Origin of the sequence: Bradyrhizobium semiaridum (assembly GCF_020329505.1) — a bacterium.
GTDB lineage: Bacteria > Pseudomonadota > Alphaproteobacteria > Rhizobiales > Xanthobacteraceae > Bradyrhizobium > Bradyrhizobium semiaridum.
In genome coordinates this window covers 120,841-138,772 of the sequence record NZ_JAGKJJ010000005.1, presented here as the reverse complement: position 1 = coordinate 138,772, position 17,932 = coordinate 120,841, and the positions used below count along the sequence as shown (strand labels likewise).

The following is a 17,932-nucleotide window of genomic DNA, read 5'->3' as shown; positions in this document are numbered from 1 at the left end:
TGAAGCCGAGACGAGAGCCAAGGCAACACTCAAGGCAAGAGCTTAAGGCAAGACCGGGAAGGACGCCCATGACCGTGCACTCTGGAAGGCATTTTCTGCAGATTCCGGGACCGACCAACGTGCCGGACCGTGTGCTGCGGGCGATGGACATGCCGACCATGGATCATCGCGGTCCCGAGTTCGCGGAGATTGGATTTGCCGTGCTTGCCGCGATGCAGCGCGTGTTCCGCACCAAGCAGCCCGTGATCATCTATCCGTCGTCCGGGACCGGCGCCTGGGAGGCCGCCATCGTCAACACGCTGCAGCCGGGCGACAAGGTCCTGATGTGCGAGACCGGGCAGTTCGCCGTGCTGTGGCGCGGCATCGCCGACAAGTTCAAGCTCGACGTCGACTTCATCCCGGGAGACTGGCGCCATGGCGCCGATCTCGAGCAGATCGAGGCCCGGCTATCAGCCGACAAGGCGCACAAGATCAAGGCGGTCTGCATGGTCCACAACGAGACCTCGACCGCCTGCGTGACCTATCCGCTCGACGTCCGCAAGATCCTGGACAGCGTCAAGCACCCGGCGCTGCTGATGGTCGACACCATCTCGGGCCTCGGCTCGCTCGAATACGAGCATGACGCCTGGGGCATCGACGTCTCGATCGCCGGCTCCCAGAAGGGGTTGATGCTGCCGCCGGGCCTCGGCTTCAATGCGGTCTCGGAGAAGGCGCTGGCGGTGGCCAAGGCCAATCCGGCGATGCGCTCCTACTGGGACTGGCAGGACGTCATCAACATCAACAAGGCCGGCACCTGGCCCTACACGCCCGCGACCAACCTGTTGTTCGGCCTGAAGGAGGCCGTGAAGATGCTGGAGGAGGAGGGCCTCGACAACGTGTTCGCCCGCCACAAGCGCCACAGCGAGGCGACGCGCGCCGCGATCAAGGTGTGGGGTCTCGAGACGCAGTGCCAGGAGCAGGGCGCGCATTCGCCGGCGCTGACCGCGGTGCGGGTGCCTGACGGACACGATGCCGATCATTTCCGCAAGATCGTGCTGGAGAATTTCGACATGTCGCTCGGCACCGGCCTCAACAAGGTCAAGGGCAAGGTGTTCCGCATCGGGCACATCGGCCACTTCAACGATTTGATGCTGATGGGCACGCTGTCGGGCGTCGAGATGGGTCTTGATCTGGCCAAGGTGCCGCATCGCGGCGGCGGCGTGCTGGCGGCGATGGAGGTCCTGAAGGGCCGTGCCGCCGATGCGCCCAAGGCCGCCGTCGCCTGACGCCGATCCCCAACAACAGAAAGAGCGAGACATGAACGCGCCCGCGACATCGACCGAAGACCTGATCTATTCCGTCGAGGACGGGATCGCGCGCATCACGTTCAACCGGCCACAGGCCCGCAACGCGCTGACCTTCGCGATGTACGAGCAGATGGCGTCGATCTGCGAGAGCATCAACCAGGACCATTCGATCAAGGCGCTGATCATGACCGGCGCCGGCGACAAGGCGTTCGCCTCCGGCACCGACATCTCCCAGTTCCGCGCCTTCAAGACCGCGCAGGACGCGCTCGACTATGAAGCGCGGATCGACCGCGTGCTCGGCACGCTCGAACAGTGCCGGGTGCCCGTGATCGCAGCGATCGCCGGCGCCTGCACCGGCGGCGGCGCCGGGATCGCCGCGTGCTGCGACATCCGCATCGGCACCGAGGCGGCGCGGATCGGCTTTCCGATCGCGCGGACTCTCGGCAACTGCCTTTCGATGTCGAACATCTCGCGGCTGGTGTCGCTGATCGGTCCGGCACGAACCAAGGACCTGATCTTCAAGGCCCGCCTCGTTGAAGCGCCGGAAGCGCTGGCCCTCGGGCTCCTGAACGAAGTGGTGCCGGACGTCGCGACGCTGCAGCGCCGCGCCGACGAGACCGCGAAGCTTGTCGCCGGTCACGCACCGATCACACTCGAGGTGACCAAGGAAGCAGTGCGCCGCATCCGCCGCACGCTGTCGCGCGACGAGGGCGAGGACCTGATCCTGCGCGCCTATATGAGCGAGGATTTCCGCGAAGGCATGGACGCCTTCCTGAACAAGCGTGCGCCCAATTGGAAGGGCAAATAGGCTCGTCGGCGCCTGACCGGGGAACACCCGGTTCTTGCAGCATTTTTCGCGCATCGAATCCGCGCCAGTAGCGCGGTTCCATGGACCATGCGCGCCTTGTGTGCAGGGACGCAGTGAGTTCCCGAGCATGCAATTGGCGTGATAACCCTAGTCTTAGTTCAGGCGTCGCGCTGAAGGTTCAACGTGAATCGCGTTCATGTTGACGATTCCACAACCTCAGACATATGATCGTTGTGGTTGTCGATCGCAGTTCATTCATCTTCACTGACAATTCGTCGAAATTCTTTCGGTCTCGTTGTGACTGCGGCTGCAACCACACGTCATCAAACTGAGAAGCGACACCGCTACTTTTCAACGACGCAGCCGCGCCGGCACTTTTTGCCAAGCATCATTTTCTGACCGCCGAACGCGGCTAGCGAGCACTCCAGAGCTGATCCTCGTTTCGCCGCGGCGCAATGCTGCGGCGCATGTCGCAACGCATGCAGGGGTTTTTTCATGACCAATCATAATCCGGTTTTTACGTCGTCGTCCGCGTCGGGCAGCTTCGCGGAATTCGCCAACACCACCGACTCGATCGTGCTGCACCAATTGACCGGTACGATGAGCTTCCGGGATTCCGACCGCACCGATACCCATACGACCACGGCCACGCTTCATTCCGCCGTGCTTTCGAGTGAAACGATCATCCCTGCTACGTCGCTGGCGCATTTCCAGACCGCGATGACATCCCAGATCACCAGCGATTCCAATGGATCGGGCTCACTGAAATGGACGTTCAGCGATCCAGATGAGGATTTCGATTTCCTGTCCAAGAACCAGACGCTGGTCCTGACCTACGACATCCGGGTGTCGGACAACCACGGCGCCACCGCGATCCAGACGGTCAAGGTCACCGTGACGGGCACCGGCGACAAGCCGATCATCAACATGACGACGGTTGCGACCGTCAACGAGCAGATGGACCAGACCCTTTCGCTCTCGCCCGACACGGTTCACGTCGCGCTGAACTTCACCGACGAGGACCTCACCAATGCGGGCCACACCGCGACCGTCATCGCCGCCAGCGCCACCGGCGACACCTCGGGCCTGCCGCCCGGATCGCTCGGCACCGCCGAGCTGATGTCGTTCTACGATGTCGACAACGTCATCAAGAATTCCGGCTCGAGCGACGGCACGATCAACACGACGTTCTCGGCGCCGGACCTTGCCTTCGACTACCTCGCGGCCGGCGAGCATCTCGACATCATCTATACCGTCCAGCTCGACGATCACGCCGGCGGGATTTCGACGCAGACGGTCACGGTGACCGTGGTCGGCACCAACGACAAGCCGATCTTCCTGTCGCCGCCGGAAGCGGCACATCTCGTCGAAGACCAGGACGTCAGTCCCGCCGGCGATCTCACTGCCTGCGGCGATCTCCTATTCGGCGATATCGACCTGTTCGACACCCACACCGTCTCGACCACGGTCTCGGCGACCCGCTCCGGTGGCGGCGCGATTCCGCTCGACAATGCCGCCTTGCTCGCGGCGTTCATGACATCGCTCACGCCTGATTCGACCGGCCATCTGCTCGGCGACGTCTCGTGGAATTTTGCGCTGCCAAATGCCGAGGCCAGTTTCCTCGGCGGCGGCGAAACGCTGACGCTAGTCTATCACGTGACGATCCAGGATCCGTCCGGCGCGACCGATACCCAGGACGTTACCATTACAATCCTCGGCACCAATCATCCGGTAGTCATCACCAGCGGGCCGGAATCCTCCACGGTGTCGGAACTGGCAGATACCACCGGCTCGGCCGCGATCGACACGACGCCGACCTTGCCGGCCGGCACGCTGGCGTTCACCGATACGGACACCAGCGACACGCACACCGTCGCGGTGACCCTGGCTTCCACGTCAGGTGCCACGGTCCCCGCTGCAACGCAGGCCGACCTCGCGGCGGCGCTGACGACTACGCTACACGATTCCACCGGGACCGGCAGCGGCAGCATCGACTGGGATTTCGCGATCGCCGATCACGATCTCGACTTCCTTGCCGCCGCCGAAACGCTCACCGTCAACTACGATGTCAGGGTCAGCGACGGCTCGACCAGTTCGACCCAGACCGTCTCGGTCGTCATCACCGGTGCCAACGATGCCGTGACGATCACCAGCGGGGCAGGGTCCGCATCGCTCACCGAACAGGCCGGCGTGACCGATTCGAGCACACCCGACACTACGAGCCCGGTGCCGACCGGGACGTTGAACTTCACCGACGTCGACCTGTCGGACACCCATTCGATCAGCGTCGCACTGAACACCGCGGTCTGGTCCGCCAATCCGGACTTCCTGCCGGCGGAGACCTACGCCGACCTGCAGACCGCCCTTGCAACGGCGCTGCACGATTCGACGAGCACCGGATCCGGCGGCATCGACTGGACCTTCAGCATCCCGGATCGCGATCTGGACTTCCTGAGCGCAGGCGAAACGCTGACGGTGACCTATGACGTCACGGTCATGGACGGCGCGACGAGCTCGACGCAGACCGTCACGATCACCATCGACGGCGCGTCGGATCCGGTCGTGGTGACCGCGGCTTCGGCGGATGTCTTCGATAGCGCCGGCGTCGACGCCGGCAATGTTCTCGCCGCGGGAACGGTCGCCGATCTCGAGCATTCCGTCGATCTGAGCGCGCTGCGGACGATCACGGAAGTCAACGGAAGCGCCGCGAACGTCGGGGCAGACGTGGCCGGCACCTACGGCAGCCTCGTTCTCAATGCCGATGGCAGCTACACCTATGTCGCGAACGCGGCCGTCGATGCTCTGCGGAATGGCGATAACGTCACCGACCAGTTCAACTTCACGGTCGACGACGGCCAGGGCCATCAGACCACGACGACGCTGACCTTCAACATCGCCGGTGCCAACGACAATCCGACCGTCACCGGCGGAAGCCTCAATGGTGCGGTGACCGAGGATGCTGGCCCGCCCGTGCTCGTCAACGGTGATTTCGAGACCGGCACTCTGGCCGGCTGGAGCACCACCAGCTCGCTGATCGGGGTTCAGCAGCTCGAATTTGGCGGCAGCTTCGGCCACTATTCGGTTCAGCTGTCGCCGACCAGCAGCTTCGAATCCCTGGCGCAGAACGTCGCGACCACGCCGGGCCAGACCTATTTCCTCAGCTTTGATCTTCTCGGCGATCCGGAGGCCACCAGCACGCCGTTCTCTGTCACGTGGGACGGCATCACGCTGCTGTCGCTCAGCGACGTTCCGGTCGGCCTCAATCACTATGCCTTCGAGGTCACGGGCGATGCGACGGCGTCGAGCACATCGCTGCATTTCACCTATGCCGGCGACGGCAACGGCATGGTCCTCGATGCCGTCAGCGTCACCGCCGCGACCAGTCCGCCGGCCGAATCGACGTCCGGTGCAATCGCGTTCGCCGACGTCGAGACCGGCGATACCCACACGGCCAGCTTCGTGCCGCTGGACCGAGGATATGTCGGGACCTTCACGCTCGATCCGGTGACCGAGACGTCCGGCACGGGTTCGGTCGGCTGGCACTTCACGGTCGATAATTCCGATATCCAGTTCCTGGCCCAGGGCCAGGCCTTGACGCAGAGCTATCTGGTCACGGTCGCGGACGACCATGGCGGCGCGGTCGTGCAGGAAGTTGCCGTCACCCTGGTCGGCACCAATGACGCGCCGACCGCAGTCGTCGACACCATCGTCACCGACGTCGATGCCAATGGAACGGTCGACATCCCGTCCTGGGCGCTGGCGCTGAACGACACCGATCCCGATGCGGCCGATCATCTCGTCGTCAGCGGCGTCAGCTCGGGCACGGGAGGAAGCGCGGCCTTTGGCGGCTCCGACGTGCTGTTCCTTGACGACGCCACCGCAGGCGGCACCTTCACCTATACGGCATCCGACGGGGTTGCGACCAGCAATGCGACGGCGACCGTCGTCAATCATGCCGCCACGGCAACGGTGCTCACCGGCACCGGTGGCGACGACGTCGTGATCGCCACCAACGGCAGCGAAGCGCTCGACGGCGGGGCGGGCGATGACGTGCTGATCGGCAACGCCGGCAGCCATTCCATGACCGGCGGCAGCGGCAACGACGTCTTCGCGTTCCTGCAGTCGTCCGACGGGCTTGGCGTCATCACCGACTTCAACAACATCACCGCGCACGACCGTATCGCGATCTCCGCGAGCGGCTACGGCGGTGCGCTGAGCGCGGGGATGGACGTGTCGTCGATCTTCGAGACTTCGGGCGACGACCAGTTCTCCGGCTCGGGGGCTGAATTCCACTTCGATACCGCCAACCAGACGCTGTATTTCAGCGCCGACGGAACGCAGGCGTCGGCGATTGCGGTGGCAAGCGTGCAGGCCGGTGTTGTTCTCAATCCGAACGACATCCTGATCGTGTAGCCGGCGGTCAATTCAATCCGGCAAAATGGCGCGGACTCCCGGCGAGTCCGCGCTTTTTTTGTCGCCGAAACGGCGTCTATCCTCAGTCCAAAGTCATAGACGATGCGCCAGTTCGCGCCTTGAACTCGATGCCATAATCCGCACAATGTGGCGGCCGGCGATTGGCGACGTTTTGCCAAGCCGAACAGATAGATAGGGAAGAAACACGTGGGACAGATTGTGAAAGCAACGGCTGCCGTCGCAGCCATGCTGATGAGCGCGCCGGCCTTCGCCGCCTGGGAGCCCAGCAAGCCGGTCGAGATCGTGGTCGCTGCGGGCGCGGGCGGCGCCTCCGACCAGATGGCGCGCATGATGCAGGCCGCGATCCAGAAGAACAATCTGATGAAGCAGCCGATGATCGTCTCGCTGAAGGGCGGCGCGTCGGGCGCTGAAGCGCTGATGTACATGAAGTCCAGCGAAGGCGATCCCAACAAGGTGCTGATCGCCTATTCGCTGATCTACATGCTGCCGCTGTCGGCCAAGATTCCGTTCAACTGGCGCGACCTGACGCCGGTCTCGGTGATCGCGCTCGATCAGTTCGTGCTGTGGGACAACGCGAACGGTCCCAAGACCGTCAAGGACTTCATCGCCGCCGCGAAGGCGGCCAGCAGCCCGTTCAAGATGGGCGGCACCGGCTCCAAGCGCGAGGATCACGTGCTGACCGTCTTCATGGAGCAGAAGACCGGCGCGAAATTTTCCTATCTGCCGTACAAGTCCGGCGGCGAGGCTGCGACCCAGCTGGTCGGCGGCCACACCGAAGCCAACGTCAACAACCCCAGCGAGAACCTCGAGGTCTGGCGCGCCGGCCAGGTCCGCGCGCTCTGCGTGTTCGACAAGGAGCGCATCTCCTACAAGACCAAGGTCACCGAGACGCAGTCCTGGAACGATATCCCGACCTGCAAGGAAGAGGGGCTCGACGTGCAGTACCTGATGCTGCGTGCGATGTTCCTGCCGGGCAAGGTCACGCAGGAGCAGCAGGCATTCTATGCCGATCTGTTTCAGAAGGTGACGCAGACGCCCGAGTACAAGGATTACATGGAAAAGCAGGCGCTGAAGCCGATCTTCCTCACCGGCAAGGACATGATCGAATTCCTCGAGGAGGACGACAAGCAGAACACCACGTTGATGAATGAGGCGGGCTTCGTCGCGAAGTAGCGATCCTGCCGCAACCGCGGTACGTGGCCCTGGGCCGCGTGCCGCTGCCGGCAACCCCCTTGTGACATCCCCAGCCCGGAATTGCCTTGCAACTCTCCAATGCTCGGTGATTATTGCGCCGCAGCGTGAGGAGCGATCATGACCAAAGCCGTTCTCGGGATCATCGGCGGATCCGGCGTCTACGACTTGCCGGGCCTTCAGGATGTCCGCGAGGAGGCGATCGCAAGCCCGTGGGGCGAGCCGTCGGCGCCACTGCGGCGCGGCGAGATCGCGGGGCTGCCGATCGTGTTCCTGCCGCGGCATGGCGTGGGGCATGTGCTGTCGCCCTCCGACATCAATTATCGCGCCAATATCGACGTGCTGAAGCGGGCGGGGGTCACCGATCTCGTCGCGCTATCCGCCTGCGGCTCGTTCAGGGAGGAACTGGCGCCGGGCACCTTCGTGCTGGTCGACCAGTTCGTCGATCGCACCTACAGGCGCGAGAACTCGTTCTTCGGCAGGGGCTGCGTGGCGCATGTCTCGATGGCGCATCCGGTGTCGCCGCTGCTCGCGGCGCACCTTGCGGCCGCGGCGGAAGCCGAGGCCATCGCCTTTGCGCGCGGCGGCACCTATCTGTGCATGGAAGGCCCGCAATTCTCCTCGCTGGCGGAGAGCCTGACCTACAAGGCGCAGGGCTATTCGGTGATCGGCATGACCAACATGCCGGAAGCCAAGCTCGCCCGCGAGGCCGAAATCTGCTACGCCAGCGTCGCGATGGTCACCGATTACGATTGCTGGCATCCAGGCCACGACGCGGTGACGGTGCAGGACATCATCCGCGTGCTGAACTTGAATGCCGAGAAGGCAAAGGCGCTGGTGGCGCGTCTGGCGCGGGACTTTCCGCGCGAGCACGAACGCTGTCCGATCGGCTCGGATCGTGCGCTGGATACTGCGCTGATCACGGCGCCCTCGGCGCGCGATCCGCAATTGCTCGCCAAGCTCGACGCCGTCGCCGGACGGGTGCTCAGGTCGTGAGAAGCGCACGCGTGACGCGAAGGGCGTAGGGCATGAAGGTCGACGGACGACATTTCCGCAGCATCTGGCTCGAACCCGACGGCTGGTCGGTCGGCGCGATCGATCAGCGGCGGCTGCCGCATGAGTTCATCGTCGCAAGGATCACGACGGCGGACGAGGCCGGCGAGGCGATCCGCTCGATGCTGGTGCGCGGTGCGCCCTTGATCGGCGCCACCGCGGCCTACGGCATGGCGCTCGCGATGCGCACCGAGGCCTCCGACGCTGCGCTGGATCGCGCGGCAAAAATGCTGCTCGCGACCCGGCCGACCGCGATCAACCTGAAATGGGCTGTCGACGAGATGCTGCGTGTGCTCGCGCCCCTCGCCGCCTCGGCGCGGGCGGAGGCGGCCTATGCCCGTGCCCGCGAGATCGCCGACGAGGATGTCGCGATCAACCGCGACATCGGCCGTCACGGGCTCGGCCTGATCGAAAAGATCGCCGCGGCCAAGAAGCCGGGCGAACCGGTCAACGTTCTCACCCATTGCAATGCCGGCTGGCTTGCAACCGTGGATTGGGGCACCGCGACCTCGCCGATCTACCAGGCGCATGACCGCGGCATTGCTGTCCACGTCTGGGTCGACGAGACCCGTCCGCGCAATCAGGGCGCCTCGCTGACCGCGTGGGAACTCGGCCATCACGGCGTCCCGCACACGGTGATATCAGACAACACCGGCGGCCACCTGATGCAACACCGCATGGTCGACCTCGCGATCGTCGGCACCGACCGCGTCGCCGCCAATGGCGACGTTTGCAACAAGATCGGCACCTATCTGAAGGCGCTCGCGGCACACGACAACGGCGTGCCGTTCTATGTTGCGCTGCCGTCGCCGACCATCGACTTTAGTATCGATGACGGTATCAGACAGATTCCCATTGAGCAGCGCGCCGCCAGTGAGGTGACGCACCTCACAGGGCGGACCGCGGACGGACGGATCGAGACCGTGCGCGTCGTTCCGGAAGGCACGCCGGTAGCCAATTTCGGCTTCGACGTGACGCCTGCGCGGCTGGTGACGGGATTGATCACCGAGCGCGGGGTTCTCGCGGCGAACCGTGCTGCACTTGCGAGCACGTTTCCCCAACGCGCCAAGGCCGGCTGAAGGGTTGCATTGACGGCGATTGCGCCCGCGCGCTATCCCAATCGTTGCCCTCGCAACCCAGACCATCTCACCGATGTCCAATACCGATATTGAGATCGTCGTCGACGATCCGACTGCGCCCGAAGACAACTCGCCTTCCGTGGTCAGCAACCGCACCGTCGATGTCGTCGTCTCGCTGCTGCTGCTCGTGCTTGCCGTGACGCTCGGCTGGGACAATTGGCGCACCGGCGCCTCGTGGGACTCGACGGGACCGCAGCCCGGCTATTTCCCGTTCTATCTCTCGGTCATCCTCGGCGGCGCCAGCCTGTACGGCCTCGGCGCCGCTTTCGTTTCGCGCCGCGTGGCGGCCGAAACCTTCGTCACCCGCGCCCAGCTTCGCCGGGTGCTGGCGGTGTTCGTGCCGACCCTGCTGTTCTGCCTGGCCACGCAATATCTCGGGCTCTATGTCGCGAGCTTCCTTTTGATCGCGGGTTTCATGCGCCTGGTCGGCAAGATCGCACTGTGGAAGTCGGTCCTCACCGCCTTCGTCTTCACCGCCGTGATGTTCGTGACCTTCGACATCGTGTTCGACGTCATCATGCCGAAGGGGCCGCTCGAAGCGGCTCTCGGCCGCTAGCCGATCGGAAGGACCTCGCGCCATGGAAGCCTTCGGTCTGCTGCTGCACGGCTTTGCCGTCCTGCTCACCGGCAAGACACTGCTGCTGATGATGGTCGGGCTGGTGCTCGGCATCTTCGTCGGCGTGCTGCCCGGACTTGGCGGCCCGAACGGGGTCGCGATCCTGCTGCCCTTGACCTTCACCATGGATCCGACCTCGGCCATCGTGATGCTGTCCTGCATCTACTGGGGGGCGCTGTTCGGCGGCGCCATCACCTCGATCCTGTTCAACATCCCCGGCGAAGCCTGGTCGGTCGCGACCACGTTCGACGGCTATCCAATGGCGCAGCAGGGCCGGGCGGCGGAAGCGCTCACCGCCGCGTTCACCTCGTCCTTCATCGGTTCACTGGTCGCCGTGCTGCTGATCACCTTCCTGGCGCCGATGATTTCGTCGTTCGCGCTGAAGTTCGGGCCGCCGGAATTCTTCGCGGTCTATCTGCTGACCTTCTGCTCCTTCGTCGGTCTCGGCCGCGAAGCCAAGCACAAGACGGTGATCTCGATGGCGCTCGGCCTATTGCTCGCCGGCGTCGGCATGGACACGGTGTCGGGGCAATTGCGCATGACGTTCGGCTCCGCGGAGTTGCTGCGCGGCATCAACTTCCTGGTCGCCGTGATCGGCTTGTTCGGCATCAGCGAGATCCTGCTCACGATGGAGGAGCGCCTGGCGCTGCGCGGCCACGCCGCCGGCATCAGCCTGCGCGTCGTGCTCTCGGTGTGGAAGGACCTGCCGAAATACTGGGTGACGCTGCTGCGCTCGTCGGTGATCGGCTGCTGGCTCGGCATCACGCCGGGCGGCGCGATCGCCGCCTCCTTCATGGGCTACAATCTGGCGAAGCGCTTCTCCAAGGATCAGGAGAGTTTTGGCAAGGGCCGCATCGAGGGCGTGTTCGCGCCGGAAACTGCGGCGCATGCGTCCGGTACATCGGCGCTGCTGCCGATGCTCGCGCTCGGCATTCCCGGCTCCGGAACCGCGGCGATCCTGCTCGGCGGCCTGATGGTGTGGGGCCTCAACCCGGGCCCGCTGCTGTTCGTCGAGCACAAGGATTTCGTCTGGGGCCTGATCGCCTCGATGTATCTCGGCAATGTCGTCGGCCTCGTGCTGGTGCTCACGACGGTTCCGATCTTCGCCTCGATCCTGCGCGTGCCGTTCGCGGCCGTGGCGCCGATGATCGTGGTGTCCTGCGCGATCGGTGCCTATGCGATCCAGAATGCGATGTTCGACATCTGGCTGATGCTGGGCTTCGGCGTCGTCGGCTACGTCTTCAAGAAGGTCGGCATTCCGCTGGCGCCGTTCACGCTTGCCCTCGTGCTCGGCAACCGCGCCGAGGACGCGTTCCGCCTGTCGATGATCGGATCGGGTGGCGACATGAAGGTGTTCTGGTCGAACGGCCTCGTCGGAACCATCACGACGGTGGCGATCGTGCTGCTGTTCTGGCCCGTCATCGACAAGGCGCTGACCGGCTTCACACGCATGCTGAAGCCGGCAAAGGCGTGAGGTTCTAAAGCATGATGAGATTTGGCTGAATCCTCATCGCGCTTTAGCTCCTTGTTTGAGCATGATCTTTTCGGAAAACCGCTTCGCACTTTTCCGGATCATGCCTTAGACCACCTTGCGCTCGCGGAGCTCGGCGATCTCGTCCTTGCCGAAGCCGAACTCGGCCAGCACCTCGTCGGTCTGCTCGCCGAACTCCGGCGGACGGGCCGCCATCTTGCTCGGGGTGCGCGACAGCGTCACCGGCTGCCCGACCAGCTGGATGTGCCGGTTCTCGTCGTTGGGCACGTGCTGCGCCATGCCGAGATGCTTGACTTGCGCATCCTCGAACATCTGGTCGATCGAATAGATCGGCCCGCACGGCACGCCGGCGGCATTGAGCTCCTGCACCCAGGTCTCGGTCGATTTCTTCTCGGTCAGTGCGTTGATCTTCGCATTCAGCGCGTCGCGGTTCTTCGAACGTGCCGGCGCGGTCGCGTAATCAGGGTCGGTGATCAGCTCGGGTGCGCCGATTGCCTGCGCGCAGCGCTCCCAGATCCGTCCACCGGTGGTGGCGATGTTGATGTAGCCGTCGGAGGTCTTGAATACGCCGGTCGGAATCGAGGTTGGGTGATTGTTGCCTGCCTGTTTGGCGACTTCCTTTTCCATCAGCCAGCGCGCGGCCTGGAAGTCCAGCATGAAGATCTGGGCCTGCAGCAGCGAGGTCTGCACCCACTGGCCTTCCCCGGAGACGTCGCGCTCCAACAGCGCGGTGAGGATGCCGAGCGCGCAGAACAGGCCGGCGGTGAGATCGGCCACGGGAATGCCGACCCGCATCGGCCCCTGGCCGGGCGCGCCGGTCACCGACATCAGCCCGCCCATGCCCTGGGCGATCTGATCGAACCCGGGGCGCTTGTGATAGGGGCCGTCCTGTCCGAAGCCGGAGATGCTGCCATAGACGATCCGCGGATTGATCTTGCGGACGCTCTCATAGTCGATGCCGAGCTTGCCCTTCACGTCCGGCCGGAAGTTCTCGACGATGACGTCGGCCTGCTCGGCCAGCCGCTTGAACACCTCGAGCCCCTTCGGGTCCTTCAGGTTCAGCGTCATGGCGCGCTTGTTGCGGTGCAGGTTCTGGAAGTCGGAGCCGCCGCGGGGACCGCCGGGCTGCTCGCCGCCGCCGTCCTCGAGCAGCGCGTCGATCTTGATGACGTTGGCGCCCCAGTCGGCCAGCTGCCGTACGCAGGTCGGTCCCGAACGGACGCGGGTCAGATCCAGCACGGTGAAACGGGACAGGGCTTGGGACGCGCGGGGAAAGGGCATTCGAACACCTCTTGTTGGGGCCGCTCCGGACTCTGGCCGGTGTGGCTTAGACAATTTGGCGGGCCATTCCAACCGAGGGAATTGGGACACGATGGGTTGCCCGGACGCCGGTTCCGGAATCGGAACGTGGCACCCCCTGTACGATACGCAGATCCGCCGAAGGGTCGACCCCTGCCTGGACCGGGTCTGCCCAGACCGAAACCGGCATCTTGCAGGCGCCTTAATTGTTTGCCAACGAACGCTCGCGCAGGATCGCGGCCAAAGATCTGTCGTTCGGCCATGTTAGGTTGTGCCCGTTCGAAGGCGATTCTTTCAGGAAATCATCTCCAGATACGGTTGATTTGATGCGAAAAGGCTATGGGTTCTCCGATGACCCCGAAACGATCGCTTTCGGTCCTTGGGACGACACGGCGTTGGCGGCACCATCGTCCCCATCCGCCGGCGTAGCGGAGGGGCCGTCGATTTTTGTTGACCCGGGCGATCCATATCCGCTTGCCGCGGGGACGGCGCTTACGCAGACCACCGCCAGCGCCAACTCCACGAAGCCGGTGGCAACGACCGCGCAGCTTGCCGACTATCTGATCAACGGCTTCTGGTCCTACAATGGCGAGCTCGCCCACCATTGGGCCTCCAATACCATCTCCTTCAACATCGATGGCCTGAATGCCGACGAGCAGGCACTCGCACTTGCGGCGTTCGCGGCCTGGCACGATGTTGCCAACGTCAGCTTCACCCGGACCAGCGGCGCCGCCAACATCACGTTCGTGCATACCGGCACGATGACGGCCATGACCGATGCCAGCTGGAACGGCGCGGGCAATATGATCTCGGCGACGGTTCACATCAGCACCGACTGGGTCACGACCGATGGCGGCACCTACGATGGCCAGTCCGGTATCGACAGCTACGCCTACCAGACCTACATCCACGAGATCGGTCATGCGCTGGGCCTCGGCCATCAGGGGCCGTACAACGGCGACGGCGACTATTCGACTGATGCGATCTACGCCAACGATACCTGGCAATATTCGATCATGTCGTACTTCGCGGAAGACAACTATTCCGGAAGTTCGTATCGCTATGTCCTCACGCCGCAGATGGCCGACATCTACGCTGTAGGCCTGATCTACGGCGCGGCAACGACGACGCGAACCGGCAACACCGTTTACGGCTTCAACAGCGCCTTGGGCGGGGTCTACGACTTCACCAACTTTCCCGACGGGCCCGGGCTGACCATCTACGACAGCGGCGGCAGCGACACGCTCGACGTTTCGGGATATTCCGATGCGCAGACGATCGATCTGCACCCGGGCGCCTTCTCGTCCGTGGGCGGACTGGTCAACAACGTCGGGATCGCGACCAACACCGTCATCGAGAGGGCGATTGCCGGGAGCGGCAACGACACGCTGATCGCAAGCGACTATGGCAGCACCCTCGTGGGCGGTGCTGGCCACGATACCATGATTGGCGGTGCCGGCGCCGACCGGCTGTTCGCCGGCTCCGGCACCGATGTCATGACCGGCAATGGCGGTGCGGATACTTTCGTGTTTGCAACCGGGGAAGTGACCCCGGTGGGCGCAACGCACGATCTAATCACCGACTTCGCGTCGGGTGTGGACTATATCGATCTCAGCGGTCTCGGCACCTTCCACTTCATCGGCTCGTCATCATTGGACGGCAACGGCCACGAAGTCGGTTACAGCTACAATAGCGCACTCGGCGTGACGACACTCCAGGGTGACGTCAATGGCGACGCCAGTGCGGATTTCGCCATCGATCTGTCGGGCAATGTCGCGATCACCGACCGCGATCTGATCGGGCTGACGCGTCAGATCGTTGCGATCGGCCACTCCGAAAGCGACTTTGACGGCAACGGGCATGACGATCTGCTCTGGGTCAACGACAGCGGTGTCGTGTCGGTCTGGAACGACGGGCAGCTCTCTGGCGCGCACTGGATCGCTCCTGCCGGCACGATCGCGAACGGCTGGCACTTCGCCGGGCTCGGGGACTTCAACGACAACGGCCGAAGCGATATCCTGTGGGTCAATGACAACGGCAAGGTCTCGATCTGGGACGATAGCCAGGTCAGCGCTGCCCACATCATTGCCCCTGCCGGCACCATCTCGAGCGACTGGCACTTCGCGGGCACCGGCGACTTCGACGGCAATGGCCGAAGCGACATCCTGTGGGTCAATGACAACGGCAAGGTTTCGATCTGGGACAACGGCCAGCTCGCCGGCGCCCATATCATCGCCCCGGCCGGCACGATCGCTGGCGGCTGGCATTTCGCCGGCACCGGCGACTTCGACGGCAACAATCACGACGATATCCTGTGGGTCAATGACAACGGCAAGGCTTCGATCTGGGACAATGGCCAGGTCAGCGGCGCTCATATCATCGCCCCGCCCGGAACGCTCTCGAGCGGCTGGCATTTTGTCGGCACCGGCAATTTCGATGGCAACGGCAAGAGCGATATCCTCTGGCAGAACAACAACGGTGCCGTGTCGCTTTGGGATGACGGGCAGATCAGCAAGGCTCACTTCATTTCCAGTGCCGGCGCGGTTCCGAGTTCGCAACAGATTGCAGCCATCGGTGATTTCAACGGAACCGGCCGCTCCGACATCCTCTGGTATGACAGCAGCGGCACGGCGATCGTCTGGGACGACGGCCAGCCCGGCACGGCTCACACGGTTGCCGCGCTCGGAAGCGGGAACGCGGCAGGCTGGCACATCGTTTGACGGGTGCCTTGCTGCAGCAGGGCGATCGCGCTGATCCGACTTTCGCCGCGGCTATGCCGGCGGCGGGCCCGCCTGCCGGGCGGCGATCCCGTCGGCGGCGAGACCGGTGCTGCTGGCGGCGCGGCGCCCGGCCGTTTGTTGCGGACACACCCCCAAATCGATATATGGAATCGACAGCGGGGGAGCTCGAAACCCATTGCAGAAGCAGAAGATCATCGTTTTCGGGACCGGCGAGATTGCCGAGTTGGCCGATTTCTATTTCACCCATGACTCCCGCTACGAGGTCGCAGGCTTCACCGTTGACGGCGCCTTTCTGAAGCAGAGCGAATTCCGCGGCCGGCCGGTCGTCGCGTTCGAGGATGTCGTCGCGAGATACGGACCCGATCAGTTCGGCATGTTCGTCGCGGTGAGCTACGCGAAGATCAATGCCATTCGCGCCGAGAAGGTCGCCGCCGCGCGCGCCAAGGGATACCGGCTCGCAACCTATCTGAGCAGCCGCGCCACCGTGTTTCCCGGTTTCACGCCGGGAGAGAACTGCTTCATCCTCGAGGACAACACCATCCAGCCGTTCGCGCAGGTCGGCGCCAACGTCACGCTGTGGAGCGGCAACCATATCGGCCACCACTCGGTGATCGAGGACGACGTGTTCCTGGCCTCGCATGTCGTGGTGTCCGGGGGCGTGCGGATCGGGCAGGGAAGTTTTGTCGGCGTCAACGTCACGATCCGTGATCACGTGACGATCGGCCAGAAGTGCGTACTGGGGGCCGGCGCGCTGGTGCTCGAGGACCAGCCCGACTTCTCCGTGCTGGCGCCGCGCGGCACCGAACGCTCCCCGGTCCCGAGCACGCGGCTGCGAAAGCTGTGAGGCGCTGAATGGCCTGGCGCCGTCTCGGATTGGTGTTCTCTCCGACCGGGGATCAGCCGTGGGCGCGCAGTCACGCGGCATTGCCGACGCCGGTTCACCTCGGTGGCGACCTGTTCCGGACCTTCTACAGCGCCCGCGATGCCGAGGCGCGCTCGCATGTCGGGTGGACGGACGTCGAACTCTCCGAGACGCCGCGGGTCCAAGGCGTGTCATCACAGCCGGTTATCGCGCCCGGACCGGACGGCTCGTTCGACGACAGCGGAATCGGGATCGGCTGCGTGGTCGCGTCGGATGGAGGACATTCGCTCTATTACATGGGCTGGAATCTCGGCGTCCGCTCGGCGTGGCGCAACGCGATCGGCCTGGCGCAGTCGCAGACACTCGACGCGCCATTCGGGCGGTACTCACCCGGCCCGATCGTCGACCGCTCGCCGGAAGACCCCTACACGCTCTCCTATCCCTGGGTGCTGCGGCTGGGCCCGCAGGACTGGCGGATGTGGTACGGCTCCAACCTTGTCCCCTCCGTGAGCGGCACGGACTTGCGGCACGCGATCAAGTATGCGCGGTCGCAGGATGGCGTTCGCTGGACGCGGTCGGCCGAACCGGTCGTCGGATTTGCAGCGGCTGACGAATACGCGCTGGCGCGCCCGACGGTGGTCTCCGCCGGCGGCAAATTTCTGATGTGCTTTGCCTGCCGTGGCCCGCACTACCGGATCGGCGCCGCCGTGAGCGATGACGGCGTCAACTGGCGGCGGCTCGATGCGGCGATGGGGATTGGCCCGTCGGGCCAGAGCTGGGAGAGCGAGATGACCTGCTACCCGGCGCTGTTCTGGCATCGCGAGCGGCTGTGGCTCGCCTATAACGGCAACGGCTACGGGCAAACCGGTATCGGCTTTGCGGTCTGGGACGGCGAGCTTAAGTTCTAGAGCATGATCCGGAAAAGTGCGAAGCAGTTTCCGAAAAGATCATGCTCAAACAAAGAGCTAAAGCGCGATGACGATTCAACCGAACCTCACCGCGCTTTAGCGC

At 64.2% G+C, this 17,932-nt stretch carries 12 protein-coding genes; 11 read left to right on the top strand and 1 reads right to left on the bottom strand.

Annotated elements, in window-relative coordinates; genetic code table 11:
* Nucleotides 1–68: 68 nt before the first annotated feature.
* The 8 genes from J6500_RS08180 to J6500_RS08145 all read left to right on the top strand — a co-directional run bounded on the left by J6500_RS08180 (nucleotide 69) and on the right by J6500_RS08145 (nucleotide 12,001).
* Nucleotides 69–1,265, top strand: coding sequence for a pyridoxal-phosphate-dependent aminotransferase family protein (locus J6500_RS08180; protein WP_225712176.1), 1,197 nt, complete (start codon nucleotides 69–71; stop codon nucleotides 1,263–1,265).
* A 31-nt stretch (nucleotides 1,266–1,296) separates the two neighbouring features.
* Nucleotides 1,297–2,094, top strand: a complete 798-nt coding sequence (locus J6500_RS08175; RefSeq protein WP_225712175.1) for an enoyl-CoA hydratase/isomerase family protein — start codon at nucleotides 1,297–1,299, stop codon at nucleotides 2,092–2,094.
* A 495-nt stretch (nucleotides 2,095–2,589) separates the two neighbouring features.
* Nucleotides 2,590–6,507, top strand: a complete 3,918-nt coding sequence (locus J6500_RS08170; protein WP_225712174.1) for a beta strand repeat-containing protein — start codon at nucleotides 2,590–2,592, stop codon at nucleotides 6,505–6,507.
* A gap of 246 nt (nucleotides 6,508–6,753) precedes the next feature.
* Entirely contained in the window at nucleotides 6,754–7,701 is a 948-nt protein-coding gene (locus J6500_RS08165) for a Bug family tripartite tricarboxylate transporter substrate binding protein (protein ID WP_283842900.1), read from the top strand.
* Nucleotides 7,702–7,839: 138 nt separating this feature from the next.
* Complete coding sequence (locus tag J6500_RS08160) at nucleotides 7,840–8,715, top strand: S-methyl-5'-thioadenosine phosphorylase (RefSeq protein WP_225712173.1); 876 nt, start codon at nucleotides 7,840–7,842, stop codon at nucleotides 8,713–8,715.
* Between the two features lie 32 nt (nucleotides 8,716–8,747).
* Nucleotides 8,748–9,851: an S-methyl-5-thioribose-1-phosphate isomerase gene (gene mtnA / locus J6500_RS08155; protein WP_225712172.1), complete on the top strand. Its 1,104-nt coding sequence runs from the start codon at nucleotides 8,748–8,750 to the stop codon at nucleotides 9,849–9,851.
* A gap of 73 nt (nucleotides 9,852–9,924) precedes the next feature.
* Entirely contained in the window at nucleotides 9,925–10,467 is a 543-nt protein-coding gene (locus tag J6500_RS08150) for a tripartite tricarboxylate transporter TctB family protein (RefSeq protein ID WP_225712171.1), read from the top strand.
* Between the two features lie 22 nt (nucleotides 10,468–10,489).
* Complete coding sequence (locus tag J6500_RS08145; RefSeq protein WP_225712170.1) at nucleotides 10,490–12,001, top strand: tripartite tricarboxylate transporter permease; 1,512 nt, start codon at nucleotides 10,490–10,492, stop codon at nucleotides 11,999–12,001.
* 105 nt (nucleotides 12,002–12,106) lie between these two features.
* On the opposite strand, the gene J6500_RS08140 is transcribed toward J6500_RS08145, so the two are convergent.
* Nucleotides 12,107–13,300, bottom strand: a complete 1,194-nt coding sequence (locus J6500_RS08140) for a CaiB/BaiF CoA transferase family protein (protein ID WP_225712169.1) — start codon at nucleotides 13,298–13,300, stop codon at nucleotides 12,107–12,109.
* A 224-nt stretch (nucleotides 13,301–13,524) separates the two neighbouring features.
* On the opposite strand from J6500_RS08140, the gene J6500_RS08135 reads away from it, so the two are divergent.
* The 3 genes from J6500_RS08135 to J6500_RS08125 all read left to right on the top strand — a co-directional run bounded on the left by J6500_RS08135 (nucleotide 13,525) and on the right by J6500_RS08125 (nucleotide 17,829).
* Nucleotides 13,525–16,038, top strand: coding sequence for a M10 family metallopeptidase C-terminal domain-containing protein (locus tag J6500_RS08135; protein WP_225712168.1), 2,514 nt, complete (start codon nucleotides 13,525–13,527; stop codon nucleotides 16,036–16,038).
* 196 nt (nucleotides 16,039–16,234) lie between these two features.
* Nucleotides 16,235–16,903 (top strand): acetyltransferase, encoded by a 669-nt coding sequence (locus J6500_RS08130; protein WP_225712167.1) that lies wholly within the window; start codon nucleotides 16,235–16,237, stop codon nucleotides 16,901–16,903.
* 8 nt (nucleotides 16,904–16,911) lie between these two features.
* Nucleotides 16,912–17,829, top strand: coding sequence for a glycoside hydrolase family protein (locus tag J6500_RS08125; RefSeq protein ID WP_225712166.1), 918 nt, complete (start codon nucleotides 16,912–16,914; stop codon nucleotides 17,827–17,829).
* Nucleotides 17,830–17,932 lie beyond the last annotated feature (103 nt).